Source organism: Pseudoalteromonas sp. 20-MNA-CIBAN-0454, from assembly GCF_040308685.1.
Classification (GTDB): Bacteria; Pseudomonadota; Gammaproteobacteria; order Enterobacterales; family Alteromonadaceae; genus Pseudoalteromonas; species Pseudoalteromonas nigrifaciens.
Map to the genome: position 1 here is coordinate 114,725 of NZ_JBEOOB010000005.1, position 19,498 is coordinate 134,222.

23 protein-coding genes are annotated in these 19,498 nt (G+C 38.8%); 6 read left to right on the forward strand and 17 right to left on the reverse strand.

The window, feature by feature from the left end; translation table 11 throughout:
- Positions 1-14: 14 nt before the first annotated feature.
- Positions 15-1,640: a pyridoxal-dependent aspartate 1-decarboxylase PanP gene (panP, locus tag AAEZ22_RS03965; protein WP_089368661.1), complete on the reverse strand. Its 1,626-nt coding sequence runs from the start codon at positions 1,638-1,640 to the stop codon at positions 15-17.
- Positions 1,641-1,908: 268 nt separating this feature from the next.
- On the opposite strand from panP, the gene AAEZ22_RS03970 reads away from it, so the two are divergent.
- Complete coding sequence (locus AAEZ22_RS03970) at positions 1,909-3,774, forward strand: GGDEF domain-containing protein (protein ID WP_011328951.1); 1,866 nt, start codon at positions 1,909-1,911, stop codon at positions 3,772-3,774.
- 9 nt (positions 3,775-3,783) lie between these two features.
- Here AAEZ22_RS03970 and trmB read toward each other — a convergent pair whose 3' ends face one another.
- From trmB to folB, 8 genes are all read right to left on the reverse strand, one after another.
- Positions 3,784-4,458, reverse strand: a complete 675-nt coding sequence (gene trmB / locus AAEZ22_RS03975; protein WP_011328952.1) for a tRNA (guanine(46)-N(7))-methyltransferase TrmB — start codon at positions 4,456-4,458, stop codon at positions 3,784-3,786.
- On the reverse strand, positions 4,458-5,225 hold the full coding sequence (locus AAEZ22_RS03980) for an ABC transporter permease (protein WP_011328953.1): 768 nt from the start codon (positions 5,223-5,225) through the stop codon (positions 4,458-4,460). Before AAEZ22_RS03980 ends, trmB begins: the two co-directional genes overlap by 1 nt.
- Complete coding sequence (locus tag AAEZ22_RS03985; protein WP_011328954.1) at positions 5,226-6,155, reverse strand: ABC transporter ATP-binding protein; 930 nt, start codon at positions 6,153-6,155, stop codon at positions 5,226-5,228.
- Positions 6,152-6,775 carry a flavin prenyltransferase UbiX gene (locus AAEZ22_RS03990; RefSeq protein WP_041454762.1) on the reverse strand — a complete coding sequence of 208 codons (624 nt, stop codon included), beginning with the start codon at positions 6,773-6,775 and terminating at the stop codon, positions 6,152-6,154. The genes AAEZ22_RS03985 and AAEZ22_RS03990 overlap by 4 nt, the downstream gene beginning before the upstream one ends.
- A 1-nt stretch (position 6,776) precedes the next feature.
- Positions 6,777-8,132 (reverse strand): UDP-N-acetylmuramate:L-alanyl-gamma-D-glutamyl-meso-diaminopimelate ligase, encoded by a 1,356-nt coding sequence (gene mpl, locus AAEZ22_RS03995; protein ID WP_011328956.1) that lies wholly within the window; start codon positions 8,130-8,132, stop codon positions 6,777-6,779.
- 228 nt (positions 8,133-8,360) lie between these two features.
- A complete protein-coding gene (locus AAEZ22_RS04000) occupies positions 8,361-9,161 on the reverse strand; it encodes an undecaprenyl-diphosphate phosphatase (RefSeq protein WP_011328957.1) in 801 nt (266 codons plus the stop codon).
- A complete protein-coding gene (folK, locus tag AAEZ22_RS04005) occupies positions 9,158-9,646 on the reverse strand; it encodes a 2-amino-4-hydroxy-6-hydroxymethyldihydropteridine diphosphokinase (protein ID WP_041454526.1) in 489 nt (162 codons plus the stop codon). The genes AAEZ22_RS04000 and folK overlap by 4 nt, the downstream gene beginning before the upstream one ends.
- Positions 9,647-10,006: a dihydroneopterin aldolase gene (gene folB, locus AAEZ22_RS04010; RefSeq protein ID WP_011328959.1), complete on the reverse strand. Its 360-nt coding sequence runs from the start codon at positions 10,004-10,006 to the stop codon at positions 9,647-9,649.
- 208 nt (positions 10,007-10,214) lie between these two features.
- Here folB and plsY point away from each other — a divergent pair, with 208 nt between their 5' ends.
- Entirely contained in the window at positions 10,215-10,826 is a 612-nt protein-coding gene (gene plsY, locus AAEZ22_RS04015) for a glycerol-3-phosphate 1-O-acyltransferase PlsY (protein ID WP_011328960.1), read from the forward strand.
- 6 nt (positions 10,827-10,832) lie between these two features.
- On the opposite strand, the gene tsaD is transcribed toward plsY, so the two are convergent.
- Genes tsaD through AAEZ22_RS04030 form a run of 3 tightly spaced genes read right to left on the reverse strand, consistent with a single transcriptional unit; the run spans position 10,833 to position 12,836 of the window.
- Positions 10,833-11,846, reverse strand: coding sequence for a tRNA (adenosine(37)-N6)-threonylcarbamoyltransferase complex transferase subunit TsaD (tsaD, locus tag AAEZ22_RS04020; protein WP_011328961.1), 1,014 nt, complete (start codon positions 11,844-11,846; stop codon positions 10,833-10,835).
- 53 nt (positions 11,847-11,899) lie between these two features.
- Positions 11,900-12,490, reverse strand: a complete 591-nt coding sequence (locus AAEZ22_RS04025) for a YjaG family protein (protein ID WP_011328962.1) — start codon at positions 12,488-12,490, stop codon at positions 11,900-11,902.
- On the reverse strand, positions 12,474-12,836 hold the full coding sequence (locus AAEZ22_RS04030) for a putative signal transducing protein (RefSeq protein ID WP_011328963.1): 363 nt from the start codon (positions 12,834-12,836) through the stop codon (positions 12,474-12,476). The genes AAEZ22_RS04025 and AAEZ22_RS04030 overlap by 17 nt, the downstream gene beginning before the upstream one ends.
- 80 nt (positions 12,837-12,916) lie before the next feature.
- On the opposite strand from AAEZ22_RS04030, the gene AAEZ22_RS04035 reads away from it, so the two are divergent.
- The 3 genes from AAEZ22_RS04035 (at position 12,917) to AAEZ22_RS04045 (ending at position 15,241) form a co-directional block, all read left to right on the forward strand.
- Complete coding sequence (locus AAEZ22_RS04035) at positions 12,917-13,339, forward strand: DUF2721 domain-containing protein (RefSeq protein ID WP_011328964.1); 423 nt, start codon at positions 12,917-12,919, stop codon at positions 13,337-13,339.
- A 304-nt stretch (positions 13,340-13,643) separates the two neighbouring features.
- A complete protein-coding gene (locus tag AAEZ22_RS04040; RefSeq protein ID WP_041454528.1) occupies positions 13,644-14,528 on the forward strand; it encodes a LysR family transcriptional regulator in 885 nt (294 codons plus the stop codon).
- Between the two features lie 92 nt (positions 14,529-14,620).
- Complete coding sequence (locus tag AAEZ22_RS04045) at positions 14,621-15,241, forward strand: 2OG-Fe(II) oxygenase (protein WP_041454529.1); 621 nt, start codon at positions 14,621-14,623, stop codon at positions 15,239-15,241.
- Between the two features lie 18 nt (positions 15,242-15,259).
- Here AAEZ22_RS04045 and ubiA read toward each other — a convergent pair whose 3' ends face one another.
- Complete coding sequence (gene ubiA / locus AAEZ22_RS04050) at positions 15,260-16,138, reverse strand: 4-hydroxybenzoate octaprenyltransferase (protein WP_086994012.1); 879 nt, start codon at positions 16,136-16,138, stop codon at positions 15,260-15,262.
- Entirely contained in the window at positions 16,135-16,680 is a 546-nt protein-coding gene (locus AAEZ22_RS04055; RefSeq protein ID WP_011328968.1) for a chorismate--pyruvate lyase family protein, read from the reverse strand. Before AAEZ22_RS04055 ends, ubiA begins: the two co-directional genes overlap by 4 nt.
- A gap of 155 nt (positions 16,681-16,835) precedes the next feature.
- Between AAEZ22_RS04055 and AAEZ22_RS04060 the strand changes: the two genes are divergently transcribed.
- The gene (locus tag AAEZ22_RS04060) at positions 16,836-17,234 is read left to right on the forward strand and encodes a flagellar basal body-associated protein FliL (RefSeq protein ID WP_011328969.1); all 399 of its coding nucleotides are present in this window, start codon (positions 16,836-16,838) and stop codon (positions 17,232-17,234) included.
- On the opposite strand, the gene glpG is transcribed toward AAEZ22_RS04060, so the two are convergent.
- From glpG to tdh, 3 genes are all read right to left on the reverse strand, one after another.
- Positions 17,231-18,055 carry a rhomboid family intramembrane serine protease GlpG gene (gene glpG / locus AAEZ22_RS04065; RefSeq protein ID WP_011328970.1) on the reverse strand — a complete coding sequence of 275 codons (825 nt, stop codon included), beginning with the start codon at positions 18,053-18,055 and terminating at the stop codon, positions 17,231-17,233. The two genes, AAEZ22_RS04060 and glpG, sit on opposite strands and share 4 nt — an antisense overlap.
- Complete coding sequence (gene glpE, locus AAEZ22_RS04070) at positions 18,052-18,369, reverse strand: thiosulfate sulfurtransferase GlpE (RefSeq protein ID WP_011328971.1); 318 nt, start codon at positions 18,367-18,369, stop codon at positions 18,052-18,054. The genes glpG and glpE overlap by 4 nt, the downstream gene beginning before the upstream one ends.
- A gap of 89 nt (positions 18,370-18,458) precedes the next feature.
- On the reverse strand, positions 18,459-19,484 hold the full coding sequence (gene tdh / locus AAEZ22_RS04075) for an L-threonine 3-dehydrogenase (RefSeq protein WP_011328972.1): 1,026 nt from the start codon (positions 19,482-19,484) through the stop codon (positions 18,459-18,461).
- Positions 19,485-19,498 lie beyond the last annotated feature (14 nt).

Sequence of the window (19,498 nt, forward strand, 5' to 3'; positions counted from 1 at the left end):
AGCTAATATTTTAATTACATATACTTGCTTAAATACTTTTTAAATACCGGATCTGTTTTAGCCAACTCTTTTTGTTCTGCTAAAATTTCTTTTAAAATAACGCCTGATGTAAGTGGATTAGCAAGTACTACCCTAAATACCACGGTGGGCTGATTATCGTATTGAGTAGGCGTTAAACGCGTACGTGATACAAATGATCGCCCTGATTCACGTTGCCGTTTTTGCATACTTGCAGTAAAGCGGTTAAGTGAGGCAAAAATATCAATCCGTGTTTGTGGATCAGCATCTGCAATTGCCTGCTTTATTTGCTTAGGCACATAACGATACGTTAATAAGCACAGCTCTGGCTCTGAGATCAGCTCAAAATCTTCATCTGCTTTAATTAAATTAGCAAAGTAATGGGCTTTTTTAATACTACGATCGATTAGCATTTCGTAGCCTTTACGGCCAATTACACGTAAGCAAGCATGTACTAACATTGCCATACCTGGGCGGCTGCCCTCAAGTGTATGGCTACCTAAATCTTTTGAGCCTTTACGTAAAATATACTCTGCATGATGTTCAATTGCATCGGTAGCGGTTGGATCTTTAAACAACACCAACCCAGCTCCCATAGGAACATACATTTGTTTGTGTGCATCAATGGTAATTGAGTCTGCGCGCTCAACACCTTTGAGTAAATGGCGATGGGTATTAGATAACAAAGTTGCCCCGCCCCATGCAGCGTCAACATGAAAGTGGCAATTAATGTCTTGTGCTAAATCTGCCATCGCTTCAAGGGGATCGATATTACCAGTTTCTGTGGTACCCGCTACTCCAATAATGGCCATTACTTTAATACCTTGCGCTTCAAGCTCTAAGGCTTTTTCGCGCATGGCATTAACATCAACTTTATTGTTTTCGCATGTTTTAATACCCACTAAGTTTTCACGACCAATTCCTAATAAATCAGCCGCTTTACCTAACGAATAATGGCCTCGCTCAGAAATTAAAATAGCTAAGCCTTTATAGCCGTAATGCAGCATACCGGCAATTAAGCCTTGTGCGCCTATTCCCCTAAAATCGCCATCAGGTTTTAATAAGCGATTTCGCGCAATCCATAACGCCGTAATATTGGCTACAGTACCGCCTGAGCAAAATGCACCTAATGATGTTTTTGCACTGTGCATCCATTTAGCATAAAACTCGTCTTGCTGCCCGTACGCTAAATGGTGCATCATTCCAAGCACTTGGCGCTCAAGTGGGGTAAAAGCTTTAGAGGTTTCTATTTTTACTAGGTTTTGATTTAGCCCTACCATTAGCTTTGACAGTGGTAGTAAAAAATGAGGTAAAGCTGAAGTCATATGGCCAATAAAGCTAGGCGCTGCGGTATGCACAGAGTGTGCAACCAGCTGCTCCATTATATCTTGCGCATAAGCAGATACAAACGTTGGATCCTCTGGGATCATCGCCGACTGAAAGTCTTTTTCAATTTCGTGTAATGGTTTTTCAATTGCCGCAATGTTTTCGTTTAAAAAACCTGCTAAATTACTCGATATTTCAAGCTCTATTTTGCTTAAAGTTGAGTCTGGCGCTTCAGGTACAGTAAATATACGCTTAAGGCTTTCTTTAGAGGCGACGGCAAAACGCTTTTGATCCATCTTAATACCTAGTGTGTGGCTAAAACGCCTGTTACTCTATTAAACACACTAAATTAAGGTGCTATTTTAGTAACAGGGTTTTTAATAATTGCGCTAACTTTACTGCAATATTAAGAAAATGTCTCGCTTAAAGCCATAAAAACGCTAAATGACATGACAAATAATACTAATTTTGGCTGTTTTTTATCTTTTTAATTCAAAATCAATTAAGTCATTGGGCATTTGTTTTTTTTGCGTATAATTAATTTAACAATAAAAAGGGAATTATATGCTACAAGGAAAACTAAGAATAAATGGATTAATAAGCGCTTTTATGCTGTTTTTAATCAGTTTAATTATCTGTGTTTATTATACTTATAGCACCATTCGCAGTGATGTAATTAACACTCTCGATAATCGTCTTATTAATGCAGCCACCAGCGTTAAATATATTTTGGGCGATGACTATCACAGTAAAATAAATAAAACCCAAACTATTAGCTTTGCAACTTACGAAAGTAAAAGTAAGCAGCTTTCTGAGCTTGCACAAGCACTCGATATTGCTTACGTGTATTCTATGGTGTTAATTAATGGCAAGGTTCATTTTAGCGCCTCTAGCTACACCCAAGAGGATCAAAATAGTGGCAAGGTAACCCAGTTTTTAGATTTATACCCAGAGGCAACTAAAGCTAATATTGGTGCCTTTTTATCTACTGAGCCTGTTTTTGAAATATCGAGTGATCAATGGGGCGACTTTAAAACTATTTTTATCCCGCATATTGATAAAAATGGCATTACATATTTAACTGCTGCCGATATAAGCCTTAAAACTATTAATAATAAGTTAGCGCAAAGCGCCTCAACATCGGCTGTTTTAGGCGGCTTTTTTTTAGTTATTATTATATTGTTGCTGATTATGTATAACTACGCGACTAAACGCGCTGCCATGAGAGACTCTGGTAGTGGTTTTGCTAATCATATTGCGCTTGAAAAATATTTTTTAAATACCCCTGTTCACCATATGCAAATGGCCATAATTTGGGTGAACGAAATTGAAAATATAAACCGCTTTTACGGTACTAAAGTGGGTGACAAAGTAATGAAAAAATTACTAATACACTTTAAAAAGCACAGCAATGTAAATTATCGTATTTATCGTGTAGCAACCAATAAACTGGTGTTACTAACCCCCAAAGAAACCCCATACGAAGAGCTAAGTAATTTAATCCAATCATATAATTTTAATACGCCATTTTTAACCAACCCCTTTATTTACATTACGTTATGTGCAGGTATTGCCCGAGGAAACAAGTCGTTACTGCTAAAAAATGCCCATATTGCGGCTTTACAGGCAAAACAAGGTAACCTTAGTGTTGTTAATTACTCTGAGGCTATAAATGACTCAAAGTCGCTGTATTTATATAATTTAGAAATAGCAAAAGAAGTACGTGAAGCGTTTGAGCAAAAACGCGTTGTGCCCTATTTTCAGGCTGTTATTGATATAGAGTCTAAACAAACACTACACTACGAGTGCACACCACGAATAGTGACTTCACAGGGCGAAATTTTAAAACCCGATGCATTTTCAAATACCGTAATACGCTTGCGTATGGATGGCTTATTAACCCGTACATTATTTTCACAGTGTCTTAGCCGCTTTCGTAAAACACAAATTAGCTGGAGTTTAAATATTACTATTGAAGATATATTAGACCCTAGCATAAATGAATACATTGCTTACGAGTTACAGCGCTATCCGTACCCTGCAAATATCACTTTAGTTTTATTTGAACCACAAGTTATCGCCAATTATTCAAGCGTAAGGGCATTTATAACTATGGTTAAAAGTAAGGGGATCAAGGTGATGATTAACAGTTTTGGCAATGACTTTGCAAATACACTCAATATTTTAAAATTGGAAATTGACGCAATAAAGTTAGATGGCATGCTAATAAAGCAAATAGTTAATGACGAGAACACGGCACTTTTTGTTGATTACACAGCCAATTTTGCAAAGCAGCAAAATATTCAACTAATTGCCTCTATGGTAGAAAACAAAGCTATTGCTACGGCACTCAAAAAAGTAAATGTGACGCTAATGCAGGGTAATTTCATTGCCCACCCAGCGCCACATGTTAATCCATTATTTGAGTAGTAAAGTTAATCACCCCTGAGTTAAATTAATAACTAAGCGGTGGCTTTGTTGGCCACTGGCCCAGTATTTCCGCTCAAATGGGGTGATTGCTTCATCTGCCCCATAAGCAGAAACCTGACAAGCATTACCGGTTAGTTCAAGTGCTCTGGCAAACTCTTTAACGTAAATATCCCAGTTACTGCGAACCTCTAATTTACCGCCTAACTTTACAATAAACGGAAAAATAGCCGCGCCGTGCCAACGCCTACGAATATGTTTAGATTTAGGCCACGGATTGGGGTAAAGCAAATAATGGTGACTAGGTTGCCAGTTTGCAGCCACGGCTAAACGCCAAAAGTCGTTTAAATCTGCTTGCACCAAAATATATTGCCCACTGTCGGTTTGTTTATACTCTACATCGTGCTTATCTAACCGGTGCGACGATTTATCAATACCAATTACCAGCGCATCGGGATGGCGCTTAGCTAAATTAGCGGTACTTTCTCCTACACCACAACACGAATCTAAAATAAGTGGGCCATTAAACGCCTGTACTTTAGCATTCACCTCATCAAACGCTGTTTGTGTATGCGCTGCTATTGGCTTTTTAAACTCTGCGTTTAAATGCTTGCTAACTATGTCATCCAGCTTTTCGTGAATACCCGCTTGATTAGATACAATACTACGCGAATTTGCATCAGTCATTAGTGTCTTAGCCCCACACCTTTTTTAATTAATGTCAGCGCTAAGGTAAATAACGCGATAATAAATACTAAAATAACACCAAGTGCCAAGCTTAAATCAACATCCGACACGCCTAAAAACCCATACCTAAACGCGTTAACCATATAAATAATAGGATTTACTTGTGATACGTTTTGCCAAAACTCTGGCAGTAATGTAATTGAATAAAACACCCCTCCTAAATAAGTTAGCGGCGTTAAAATAAAGGTAGGAATAATACTAATATCGTCAAAGCTATTTGCATATATAGCATTTATTAAACCACCGAGTGCAAATACTGCAGAGGTTAAAATAACGGTAGCCATAATGATAAAAATATTATGAATTTGAATATCAACAAATAATAACGATACGCAGGTAACAATAAAGCCCACCATTATTCCGCGCGTCATACCACCGCCCATATAGCCAAGCACAATAATATAGTTTGGCACTGGGGCTACAAGTAGCTCTTCAATACTTTTTTGAAATTTAGTCGAGTAAAAACTTGAGGCTACATTAGAATAAGAGTTAGTAATAACCGACATCATTATCAGCCCAGGTACTATAAACTCCATATAACTAAAGCCGCCCATATCACCAATACGTGAGCCTATTAAGTTACCAAAAATAACAAAATATAAACTCATGGTAATTGCTGGAGGTACTAAGGTTTGCACCCAAATACGTAAAAAACGAATACACTCTTTAATCCAAATACTTTTTAAGGCTACGCCATATTTAAACATTTACTTGCCTCGACCTTGTTCTAATAATCCAACAAATAACTCTTCTAATCTATTTGCTTTGTTACGCATACTCAATACGGTATTACCTTGCTCAGTTAGCGCACTAAATACAGCGTTTAAGCCTTGCGATTTAGCCACTTCAACTTCAATAGTATGCTCGTCGTCCATAGTAAATTTATAACCCTCAAGCGTAACTGGCTTAGCCGGTGTTTTTAAATCTAAAATAAAGGTTTCTTTATCAAGCTTAGATAACAGTGCTTTAATTGTGGTGTTTTCAACAATCAAGCCATTGTCTATTATGGCTATGTTTTTACACAATAACTCTGCTTCTTCTAAGTAATGAGTGGTTAAAATAATGGTGACGCCCTGCTCATTAATTTGGCGTAAAAAATCCCACATTGAACGACGCAGCTCTATATCAACACCAGCCGTTGGCTCATCTAAAATCAGTAATTTAGGCTCATGCATAAGTGCGCGAGCAATCATTAAACGGCGTTTCATGCCACCTGAAAGCGTACGCGCTTGTTTATCTTTTTTATCTAGTAACCCCAATTGGGTTAAATATTTTTCGGCGCGTTTATGTGCTTCGCCGCGTGGTACACCATAATAACCCGCTTGAGTTACTAATATTTGGGTTAGGGTTTCAAATTGGCTAAAATTAAACTCTTGCGGCACTAAGCCTAAATGCGCTTTAGCAGCCTCTAGGTCGGTGTCTATGTCGCAACCAAACACCTCTACCTTACCTTTAGTTTTATTTACCAGTGATGAAATAACACCAATTGTGGTCGACTTACCCGCTCCATTAGGGCCAAGTAAGGCAAAAAAATCGCCCTCACGCACTTGTAAATCAATACCCTTTACAGCTTCAACCCCATTAGTATAAACCTTAGTAAGGCCTGCTATATTTAAAGCAATTTGTTGCTTACTCATGACTTGCCCTCACCATAACCCCAACGCTTTGTTAGGTTATGTTCAATGTTTAAATGATCTAAAATTCGCGCCACCATAAAATCAACTAAATCGGCAATACTTTGTGGCTGATGATAAAAACCCGGCGACGCGGGCATAATGGTGACCCCTAAGCGTGAAAGCTTAAGCATGTTTTCCAGATGAATTTGATTAAATGGTGTTTCGCGTGGCACTAAAATAAGATGGCCACGCTCTTTAATTACCACATCAGCGGCGCGCTCTAGTAAGTTGTCAGATGCACCTACAGCAATAGCCGAAACCGTGCCCGCGCTACAAGGGCACACTATCATTTTTTTAGGGGCAGCTGATCCTGAGGCTACCGGGCTAAACCAGTTGTCTTTACCATATACTTTTAGCTGTTCTGGCTTGGCGTTATATAGCGCACTTAATTGCTCACTGGCTTTGGTTTCATTACCTGAGAGCTTAATACCAGATTCAATATCAAATACCACTCGCGCTGCACTTGAAATAAGCACATACACCTGAAATTGCTGCTCTATTAATACCTCTAATAATCTCAAGCCATAAGGCGCACCCGACGCGCCACTAAATGCTAAGGTAATTGTGTCTTTAAATTGCAAATTATTCTCCGCTGTATTTATTAGCCAGTGCATCGACTAGTTGCTGATGCAGGCCATTAAAACTACCATTGCTCATTATTAAAATATGTTGATTAGCTGCTATATTATCAAGTACGGTATCAATAATTACCTGGGTACTGGTAAAACACTGCATACCGGCTGTAGCCGCTTGTTCGCTCAGCGACCAGCTTAGGTTTTCTGGCTCAAAAAGCAGTACCTCATCAGCATCACTCAACGAGGCAAGCAATGTATGTTGATGCACGCCCATTTTCATGGTGTTTGATCGCGGCTCTAAAATAGCAATTATTTTATCACTGCCTACTTTAGCGCGCAGCCCTGCTAATGTGGTTTGAATAGCCGTTGGATGATGTGCAAAATCGTCATACACTTTTATATTATTAATATCGGCTTTGAGCTCCATGCGTCGTTTAGGGCTAATAAACTCGCCAAGTGCCGCTATACTATGCTCAACGGCAATGCCCACATGACGCGCAGCTGCGATTGCCATAATAGCATTTTTAACGTTGTGCTCACCCATTGCCTGCCAATTAACGGTGCCTTGTTTTTCATTATTTAAAAACACTTTAAACTCACTGCCATCGGCTTTTATTAGTTCATAATTCCAATCAATACCCAAGGTTTCACTTTCGCTCCATAGTCCTTGAGTTATTACATCACTAAGTGCTTGATCATCCTTTGGCCAAATAACTTTGCCACTTTGTGGTACTGTACGTATTAAATGATGAAATTGTTTTTTAATCGCGTTTAAATCTTCAAAAATATCGGCATGATCAAACTCAAGATTATTTAAAATAAGTGTTCGCGGTAAATAATGCACAAACTTACTGCGCTTATCAAAAAATGCAGTGTCGTATTCGTCTGCTTCAATAACAAAAAAGGGGGTTTCGCCTACTTTGGCCGACACGCCAAAATTTTGTACTATGCCGCCAATTAAAAAGCCCGGTTTTAAACCCGCATACTCTAAAATCCATGCAAGCATACTCGCTGTGGTGGTTTTACCATGTGTACCAGCAATAGCAAGTACCCATGAATTTTGTAATAAGTTATGTTTTAGCCATTCAGGCCCAGATGTATAAGGCAGACCTTTATCAAGTACATATTCAACACATGGATTGCCTCGGCTCATAGCATTGCCAATAACCACCATGTCTGGCGCTGGCTCTAATTGGGTTACCTCGTAGCCTTGGGTTAACTCAATTCCGAGATCTTCAAGCTGCGTGCTCATAGGTGGATAAACGTTTTGATCAGACCCAGTTACTTTATGGCCAAGCGATTTAGCAATCGCAGCTATTCCACCCATAAAGGTGCCACAAATACCTAAAATATGAATATGCATCTACTTTCCTTTAATCGTGTGCTTACTTTGCACAACAGCAAAGTTTAATGGCGCTATAATGCCAAAATTCGTGCTTCGTTACCATTGCGCATGCGCATTTCACTGTTGCCAAAAACGCCTAAGTAACTTAATAATTAAGCCACTAACGTTAAAAGTATCACTGACAAAAAAGCCTTCCACACTAGGAAGGCTTTTAAACGCTTAAACTAAACGAGTAAAAAATATTAATTACAGCGTTAAAAATACAATTAACCCGACCCCTAGCAATAATCGGTAGATAACAAATGGCAACATTCCCATGCGTTCTATTACTTTTAAAAACATATAAATACAGACATAAGCCGATAAAAATGACAACACAACACCTAATAATAAGGTGCTCCAGTCAACTAGATGATCCCCTAGTGCAAGCTCAACGGTATAGTAAAGTCCCATCATAGAAATGATAGGTATTGCCAGTAAAAACGAAAAGCGTGCAGCGCTTTGTTTATTCATGCCAAGCATTAAACCCGCGGTCATAGTAATACCAGAACGTGACGTACCTGGGATCATCGCAACGGCTTGTGCTAGGCCTATAATAAGCGCGGTTTTCCAATTTAGCTGATAAATCGTTTTAATTTGCTTACCTTTTGCATCCGCATACCAAAGCAATAAACCAAATATAATGGTGGTAACCGCGATCACCCATGCGCTACGCAAATAAAGCTCAATCATGTCTTTTAAAAGCAAACCTAAAATAGCAGCCGGAATTGTGCCTAAAATTATCCACCAGCCTAATTTACTGTCATCTGTGCTACCTTGCGCACCAAACGACTTAAACCACGCACTAAGTATGCTGCTTACTTCTTTACGAAAATAAATCACTACTGCAATTAAAGTACCTACATGTACTGCAACATCAAATGCTAACCCTTGATCTTCCCAGCCTAATATTTGCGATGGTAAAATTAAGTGCGCAGAGCTAGAAATAGGCAAAAATTCAGTAAACCCCTGAATAAGAGCTAAAACAATAATTTCAATAATACTCATGGGTTAGAAAACTCCACCTTCCATAGTTTTTGTTGAGGGTTGTTGTACTCGCGCCAAAGATCGGCAATGGTTTGCTGTGCAACAGGGTGATAAAAATGCGGGGCCACTTCAGCTAGGGGCTGTAATACAAAGGCGTTTTTTGTAATTTCGTCACGTGGTAATTGTGCGGGAGAGTCGCAAATTACATCATCATAAAATAGTAAATCTAAATCGAGAGTCCGCGGGCTAAACTTTTTATCGTTTGCAGTACGGCCATTATTGCGCTCAATTTGCTTTAGTAAGCTACATACATCTGCTAATGGCATATCGGTTGTAGCACCAACCACCGAGTTATAAAAGTTATTACCAGCAAATCCAACCGCTTCGCTTTCAAATACTGAGGAATGCACTAAGTCGTTAAAGTGCGGCTTGAGCGCTATAAGCGCACAGCGCATATAATGCGCCTTATTAATATTTGACCCTAAACTGATATAAATTTGCGCCATTTAAATGCTTGCCTTAGTACGCGTAATTTCAACACCCACAGTTTGCGCCTGAGCAACGGCTGCAGGTTTACTTACTCGAATAGTAACTTGTGGGGTATTAAACTCAGTCAAAATTATATGCGCTAATTGCTCAACTAAGGTTTCGAGCAGCTCTACCGGTTTTGCCGTACTGTGCTCAATGATCCGCTCACTTACTTTTGCATAATCGAGTGCTAAGTTAATATCATCGTTTGCAGCTGCAGGTTTAATATCACTTAACATTTCAACGTCAAAGTAAAGGCTTTGTTTACTTTCTTTTTCAAAGTCGTACACTCCAATAATAGTGTCGACGTGTAATTGCGATATAAATACCTTGTCCATTAATGCTCCTAATGACAGTAACAAGCCACTGAGTTAACTGCATAATGTATCAATTAAATTAATACTGTATATACTTTAATCAGTGTTTAAATACATATAAATTACTTCTACAATAACAAGGTAGCTATACTAGTTAGTAATTAAAGCAGTTTATAAATTTTGACGTCAATAATAGCCGAAAAAGTACAATTAAAAAATAAGGAAGCACGTGTTAGCCACTTTAATGTTTATTTTAGCCTATTTACTTGGGTCGATTTCGTCGGCCATACTCGTCTCGCGGTTATTTAAACTCCCCGATCCGCGTAGTAATGGCTCTAATAATCCAGGGGCAACTAATGTTTACCGGCTGGGGGGCGCACTACCCGCTTGTTTAGTACTGATATTTGATGTTTTAAAAGGCACTATTCCCGTTTGGGGGGCCTACTTTTTAGATCTTGAGCCGCTTGCGCTTGGTTTAGTCGCTGTGGCCGCCTGTTTGGGGCACATGTTCCCATTATTTTTTGGTTTTAAAGGGGGCAAAGCGGTAGCAACTGCTTTTGGTTCTTTATTACCTATAGGGTTATCTTTGGCGGGTTTATTAATTTGTACTTGGTTTATTATGGTAGCAATAACACGCTATTCTTCTCTTGCTGCCTTAGTTGCGGTTTCGCTTGCACCTTTATACACTTGGTTAATAAAGCCACTTTATACGCTACCCGTTACCTTTATTACGGTACTAATTATTTTTAGGCATCGTTCTAATATCGCACGATTATTTAGTGGTAACGAGCCAAAAGTGGGCGCTAAAAAAGCACCCACTGATGAAAAAAGCGATATTTAACTGCTATTAAATAGCTTCTAGGCTGTCAATTGGCCAGCGCGGTTTAGTTTTCATATCAAGGGTAGCAAATTGCCCTGCTTTTAACCTTTGCATCCCTGCGTACGCAATCATAGCGCCATTGTCGGTACAAAATTCGGTACGCGGATAATACACTTGCCCTTTCATGCCTTGCATTACACGCTCCAACTGCAAACGTAACTGCGTATTAGCACTTACGCCGCCAGCAATTACTAGTCGTTTAATACCGGTTTGCTTAAGTGCACGTTTGCATTTTATTACCAAGGTATCGATAACCGCGGTTTGAAATGCATGTGCTATATCGGCTTTAGTTTGCTCGTCATCATTGTTTTCACGAATAGTGATAGACGCTGCTGTTTTTAAACCGCTAAAACTAAAATCTAGACCAGGCTTGTCTGTCATCGGACGTGGAAATATAAATCGCTTAGCCACCCCCTGCTCTGCCATTTTAGCTAAACGTGGGCCACCGGGGTAATCAAGTCCTAGTAATTTTGCTGTTTTATCAAATGCTTCGCCTGCTGCATCATCAACCGACTCACCCAGCACTTCATACTGGCCAATACCGGCTACTTTAACCATCATGGTGTGTCCGCCCGATACTAGCAAAGCAATAAACGGAAACTCAGGAACATTTTCCTCAAGCATGGGCGCCAATAAATGCCCTTCCATATGATGCACTGCTACAGCAGGAATATCCCAACCATAAGCAAGAGAGCGACCAATTGAGGTACCGACTAAAAGTGCGCCAACTAAACCTGGGCCTGCTGTATACGCAACGCCATCTAAATCTTCAGGTCCGCAACCCGCTTGTGCAAATGCAGCGTCGATAAGGGGCAGCGTTTTACGTACATGATCCCGTGATGCCAGCTCTGGCACTACACCGCCATAGTCTGCGTGTACTTTTACTTGGCTATATAATTGATGCGCCAATAAACCTTTTTCGTCATCGTATATAGCAATACCGGTTTCATCGCATGACGATTCAATGCCCAAAATTCGCACTGTTTTTCTCCTGCCACCTATTTAGGTGCTTTTTAAACTAAATTATTTACGTTTTATAATGTTAAACCAATATTGGTTTGCCCATCAGCAAGCACATGTTTTTTAAGTTCTTTAACATTATCAGAGGTCACACGGCCCATGGCTTCTACAAAATCAATTAGCTCACCTAATACATCCATCTCGTATTGCATTAGTGGGTGTTCGCGTATTGCTTTGTTATCGGCAACTTCACCTTCAACAGTCATTTGATACTCAATAAAGCGGGCAACCGTTGCTTGCGATATTTTACTTATATTTATGAGCTCTTGCTCATCTTGCGCCATTAAACCATGCATAAGACTTAATAATGCGGTCGCGGCATCAATTGCCGGATACGTACCAAACATATCAAAGTCAGCTAGCTCAGGCACATTGGGTTCTATTTTCTCGATTTGCTTTTCAAGATCAATCTTACTTTTTGGTAGCAGTATTTTCTCCCAGCAAACATTTAAAGCACTGCGTAAAACGGTTTCGTCACCAAACCCTGTTGCTTCACTAAATAGGCCATAGTTAGGTAGCATACGTTCAATTAAGGCACTGGCTAACACTGCTTTTTGTAAGTAGTTTAGCTCTCTAATACGCTGAAAGTTATTTGCTTTTGTCATTTTTTAACGTCTCGCATGACCAACAAAATTCAAATGTTGATCCATTATGCTCATTACAATTAGGACACACCCAATCTGGAGCTGATTGTTTTACTTGCTGGTAGTTTACCAATATTTGTCGCGCATGGCGCTCTTTTATCGCATAAACCTGCACACTGGCTTGAGCCTGATCAAACGGTATTTCTCCTAAAGCTCCTTGCAGCATTTCACCTTTAATTTGACACTCTATGCCATCATTTAAGATTAAGCCTTTAATTATATTCGCTTCTAAACTATTTTCAGCGCGATATATTGTTATCCATGTGAAAGGGTCAGCGGTTAAGTTATCACTATTAGTATTTTGCAATTTTCACCTCATTTATTTGTGTTTACAATGCCTTTCATTAATGTGTTAATTCATAAACTAGCCAGCTTGCAGGAATAAATATGACACTTACAACTCCAGGATTACTTTTTCCGGCTATTTCATTGTTACTACTTGCCTATACAAACCGATTTTTAGTAATAGCGCAATTAATTAGAGGATTAAACGCTCGTGAAGGTGAATCAATTCGCCCGGTTGTTGTTGCGCAAATAACCAATTTAAGAAAGCGTATAAAACTTATAAGAACCATGCAGGTATATGGAGTTGTATCTTTTTTACTATGCACACTTTCCATGTTTGCGTTATTTATAGAGCTCAATACTACTGGAATTATTTTATTTGGCGTTAGTCTTACTTGCTTAAGTTTATCGTTATTAACTTCGTTATTTGAAATTCATATTTCTTGCGATGCAATTGAAATAGAACTGCAAAGCATTGAAAATAAACCATTGAGCAACCGGGTTAGTCGTAACTTTGTTGAATAAAAGCTTATAGTTTCAAATAATAATTTTTGCACAGTGGTTTATTAACCCTTAAGGCAAAGCTACTTTATATGTTACTTGCATAATAAAAGCTTAAAACACATAACAAACTATTAGTTATTAACCTAAAGGATAATACTATTTAACAATTTCACTCTTTAATTAATACTAAAAGAGGGATATGCTGATTGAAATTTATTATAAATTTACAATCGCATTTAAATATTACTTATTAATTTTAATAGATTAATAAGTAATATTACTATGTTCGCGTATATGCGACTTACTTATAAAAAGGGACTATAAAGTGAGATTTGAACAACTGGAACAATTCATAGCACTTGGCATGTTACGCCACTTCAGACAAGCCGCAGAACAAACTAAAATAAGCACGTCGGCGCTTACACGTAGCATTCAAACTCTTGAAGAAGAAATAGGCTACGAGTTAGTTAAACGCTCTACTCGCTCGGTACACCTTACCGATGCTGGTGAACTTTTTCTTGATTATGCTAAAAATACGCTTAGTGAGTTGGCATTAACTAAGCAGCGTATTTTTCAATCTATTAATGGCACTATTGAAAAAAAGCTAATTATTGGCTACACCAACAAAGCAAGTAGTGTTGTACCTATTTCGTGTGGGCAATTTTTAAATCAATATCCGCATATTAAAATTGAAATGCAACTTCAAGATAAACAAGAACTTTCGCGTAAACTGCAACAGGGCGAAATAGATATTAGTGTTTATTCGCAAGCCATTAATAGCATTGGTAGTGATATTCACTTACCTGATCAGCTAATTTTATTTGTTTCTAAAAACCACCCTCTTGCGCATAAAGCCGACATTAGCAAACAAGAGCTAGATCACTACCCTATGTTTGGTTGTTTTTCACAATCTAAGCCCGTACAACTTATGCTTAATGAAGCCATTGATGGATTAAACAAATCATCTAGCATTAAAGTTGGCAGCATAGAGCAAGTAATGGCAGGTCTTGAAAAGTCAGATCATTTTGCAATAGCAGGCATTGAGCACACCAATGCTATTGCTGAAAATAGTAATCTTATTCAGTTAAAAACCAATAAAGACCTAAGCCGTGAGCAACTTATAGTACAAACGAGTCAAAAAATTGAAGTGGGTGAGCATATAGAGCACCTGTTATCACTGATAAAAAAAATGGCTATGACGGTAAATTAATAAATAAAATAAGTGCCTTTAAACATATAAATGATGGCTATTAAGTTGCTTTGCACTAGACTAGCTGCTCTTTATTTTAATAATTAGTATCAATGGGCAACTTTATTACCTCAGAAATATATTTAGATCATATTGAAGCTTATGGTTACGCTATTGTTGAAAACGCCATTGATGAAGGCTTAATGTCTGATTTAATGGCCGATTGTTACCGGATAAACCCGCACTTTAGCTTAGCTGGAATTGGCCGCTTAAATAATCAGCAAATTGATAGCACTATTCGCAAAGACAAAACATACTGGTTTGATGGCAGTTCGCAAGCCCAAAAAAATTATCAAACGGCAATGGAAGGCATTAGAACAACACTTAACCGGTGTTTTTTTATGGGGTTATTTGATTATGAATGCCACTACGCAAAATATACTTTAGGTGATTTTTATAAAAAGCATGTTGATGCTTTTAAAGGTCGTTCTAACCGTGTTTTTACCACCGTTTTATACTTAAACACGCCACAGCAAGGCGGCGAGTTAGTTATTTATAAACCTAAAAGTAAAGACATTGAAATTACTATTAGGCCAACAGCTGGCACCTTAGTATTATTTGAAAGCGAACGCTTTGTTCATGAAGTGCTACCTGCGGTTGATGAACGCTACTCGATTGCTGGTTGGTTCAGAAAAAACACGTCAATCAGTGGCATTATTGATCCACCCCGCTAACAATACTCTACCCTGTTATTAAAATGCGACAGGGTAGGAAAACAATAAGCCGATAAAAAAGGCTAATCCTACATAATGATTGTTTAAAAACGCTTTAAAACAATCGGTGCGTGCGCGTTGTTGAATAAGCACTTGTTGGTAAACTAACAATACAATAGCAACACTAAGACCAAGCCAATAACTCAGCCCAATATTATTAAGTGCTCCTATAGCGAGCATTAACGCTATAAAGGCTAAATTAAGTAACCCTATAATGTGACGATCGTATTTACCAAATAAAATAGCGGTAGATTTAACCCCTATTTTTAAGTCATCATCTCTGTCGACCATGGCATACATAGTGTCGTAGGCTACCGTCCAGCAAATATTAGCAATAAATAACAGCCAAGCCTGTATAGGAAGTGCATTAATTGACGCCATAAAAGCCATAGGAATAGCCCAACCAAATGCTGCGCCTAACACCACTTGCGGTAATTGTGTATAACGCTTCATAAACGGGTAACAAAACGCTAAAGCAAGTGCACCAAAAGAGAGTAATATTGTATTTACACTAAGCATTAACACCAGTAAAAATGCGACTGTTATTAATAATATAAACAAACTAATCGCTTCACCACTACTAACCTGTCCTGAAACTAATGGCCGCTGCATTGTACGTTTAACCGAACCATCTATTTTTCTGTCGGCAAAATCATTAATAACGCATCCGGCGCTGCGCATTATCACAACACCCAGCGTAAATACTATAAAGTTAGTTAAACTTGGCATTCCTGCATTTGCTAACCACAGCGCCCAATATGTTGGCCAAAGTAATAGTAAAGTACCTATTGGTTTATCTATACGCATGAGCGCAATATAATAAGGAATATGGCTTGGGGTTAAACGCGCTAATTTCATGAGTACAAATACGCTCCTGGTAAAAACACTTCACACACTAAAAATTTATAGTCTTTAAGCGAAAATAGACTGCGACGGCCAAGTAAACTTTGCGATGGTAACTTTAATTGTGCAACAAGCTGTTGTAATGAATGCTGGGTATTAAAGCGCGCAATTTCTATATCTGTGCGGGTTAATTGTGGATCTTGAAAAATCACATCGCCTAATGGTCGCTCCCCCATATTATGTAATTTATTATTTGCGGCGTTAACACTTGCTGGCAACCAGCTTTGCGCATATACAACCGGTTTATTGTCGCAAAGTAAAAGTACCTCACGGTTAAGCGCAGTAGTTTGCGTACAGCCTAATAATTGTTGTTGCTCTGCACTAAGCTCAAACTCTTGCTCACTAAGTACTTTTACACTAAAACACTGTGAGCGACTTTTTAATTTGGCTGTTAATGAATGCGGTTCAAATAACCACTCTTGCTCTGCACTCGATAAATCACTAAACAGTGAGGCACATTGCCAATCGGCAGATAATGAAACAGGGAAAGTAATCACAATTGCTCTACTTAATAAAAATCAGTTGAATAATAACATTGCCAAAGCATTTGAAAAAGTATGATTTACTGCCACTAATAGTTGCTCTGCGCTGTATATTAGGCACTATAAGGTATAGACTATTTACAACACGTTTATAAAAAACAGCATTTAACATGAAAAAAACAGTATTCGCCGGCCTTTTTGTACTTATCGCAAGTTTAGTAAGCTTAACCGCACGAGCAGATTCGACTGTGGGTTACTTTGGTTTTGAGCCAGACATTATTACCAACTATATTGGCGCATCGAGTAAAAAAATGGGCTATGTGCGCATTACTATCGATTTAATGCTTAATAACGCATCAGATATTGCAACCGTAGAGCACCATACGCCATTGCTGCGCGACGCCTTAGTTGAAATTTTATCTAAAGAACCTGAAGATAAAATAAAATCGCTCAGTGGGCGTGAAGAAATAAGAGTAAAAAGTGCAGCAAAACTTAAAAGCTTATTAAAAGAAGAAACGGGACAAGAGATCATCCGTGAAGTCTTGTTCACCAAGTATTTATATCATTAATTGTGGCTTTTAGTTTTTAATATAGACGTGGTAACGGCGTAAGCCATACCGCTAATTAACCCGCCTAAATGCGCCCAATTAGCCATCCCTATAAACAACACATCCGCAAAACCGAGTACCAACCAAATTAGCATAAAACCAATAATTGCAGTGCTTACTAATGCAGGTTGTTTAGGGTTTAAGGCGCTGTGGATCCAGCAAAAGCCAAGTAGCGCGTATACCACGCCACTTAGGCCACCAAAGTTAGGGCCAACCATTAAATATTGTGCCCAATTGCTGATTAAGGCGCTTACCACAAACAGCCCGATTAAGCTGAGCTTGCCACATTGTTTTTCGATATTATCGCCAAGCGACACCCACCAAACTAAGTTAAATACAATATGCATGGCGCTAAAGTGCACTATAGCAGGGGTAATCCACGTTAATGGCTCGGCAGGATTAAACTGCAACGTGGTATATATTGTTTCAAATCCACCCAATAAAAATGCAATATAAATAACAATACTTAAAATGCTAACCGTTTGATTAAGCCAGCTAAGCGCTTTAAATCGCGCCACTAAATTCAGCGATTGCCCTTGATACTTAAGCGGTGATTGCGTGCTTCCAACTTCCCAAGATGCTTGCTGGTAGCGGGCATGATTAGGATTTTGCGTAAACTCAGCCCAAAGCGGTTGCACTTGATGAAAGTGCTCAGGTAATACGCTAATAATTACTGTGCTACCATCTGTTGAGCGCAACTCGCCTTGCAAGCCTTGGCTTTTTAAATAGTCTATAAAGCCTTGTGCAGCACGCGGATTATTTAAACTGCCAAGCTCTATCATCGTTCAACTTTCTCGCTGTAGGCCGCTTCCCATGCTGTAAAACCACCATCCATACTGTACACATCTTCAAAACCTTGCTCCACTAAGTAGCTTGCTGCGCCTTGCGAGCTCATACCGTGATAACAAACAATAATTATTGGCTGATCAAACTCTTTTTCCATCATAAAGTGTGCAATGTTAGCGTTCGAAAGCGCTTCAGAACCTGGAATATGCCCCGCTTGATATGAATTTGGATCGCGGATGTCTGCAATTACTACGTCTTCTTTATCTAATAATTCAAGAGTTTGTGCTATTGATATATGTTTAAATGCCATTGAAATCTCTTTTAAAAATAATTAAATCAATAAAAAAGGCGACTCAAGCCGCCCTTTTAATACCATTTATAAAACCGTATTAAACTAAATTAATCCCAGTTTAGTATCACTTTGCCTGATTGTCCTGAAATCATCATATCAAAACCAGCTTGAAAGTCGTCTATTGAATATTGATGAGTGATAATTGGGTTTAAGTCTAAACCTGATTGAATAAGACTTGCCATTTTATACCAGGTTTCGAACATTTCACGGCCATAAATACCTTTGATCACTAAGCCTTTAAAAATAACTTGGTTCCAGTCTACCGCCATATCTGATGGTGGAATACCTAGCATGGCAACTTTACCGCCATGGTTCATATTATTTAGCATAGAATTAAAAGCACTTGGTACACCCGACATTTCAAGGCCAATATCGAAGCCTTCAGTCATACCTAGCTCTTTTATTACATCTTCAAGCTTTTCGTTGGCTACGTTAACAGCGCGTGTTGCACCCATTTTGCGTGCTAGCTCTAAGCGGTATTCGTTTACATCGCTAATAACTACGTGACGTGCACCTACGTGCTTTGCCACTGCTGCTGCCATAATACCAATGGGGCCTGCACCAGTAATTAATACATCTTCGCCGACTAAATCAAACGACAGCGCGGTATGTACGGCATTACCAAAAGGGTCAAAAATTGATGCTAATTCGTCTGAAATATTATCAGGAATTTTAAACGCATTAAACGCTGGTATAACTAAGTATTCAGCAAATGCACCTTCGCGATTTACGCCTACACCTGTGGTGTTACGACATAAATGTACGCGCCCTGCACGACAGTTACGACAATGGCCACACGTAATATGGCCTTCGCCAGATACTCGGTCGCCAACCTTAAAGCCACGTACTTCTTGTCCCATATCAACCACTTCGCCAACATACTCATGGCCAACAACCATAGGTGTAGGAATAGTTTTTTGCGCCCACTCGTCCCACTTATAAATATGAACGTCGGTGCCACAAATTGCAGTTTTACGAATTTTAATTAGCAGGTCGTTATGGCCAACTTCTGGTTTTGGCGCATCTGTCATCCAAATACCCGGTTCTGCTTTTAATTTAGATAATGCTTTCATAATTCACACTCAAC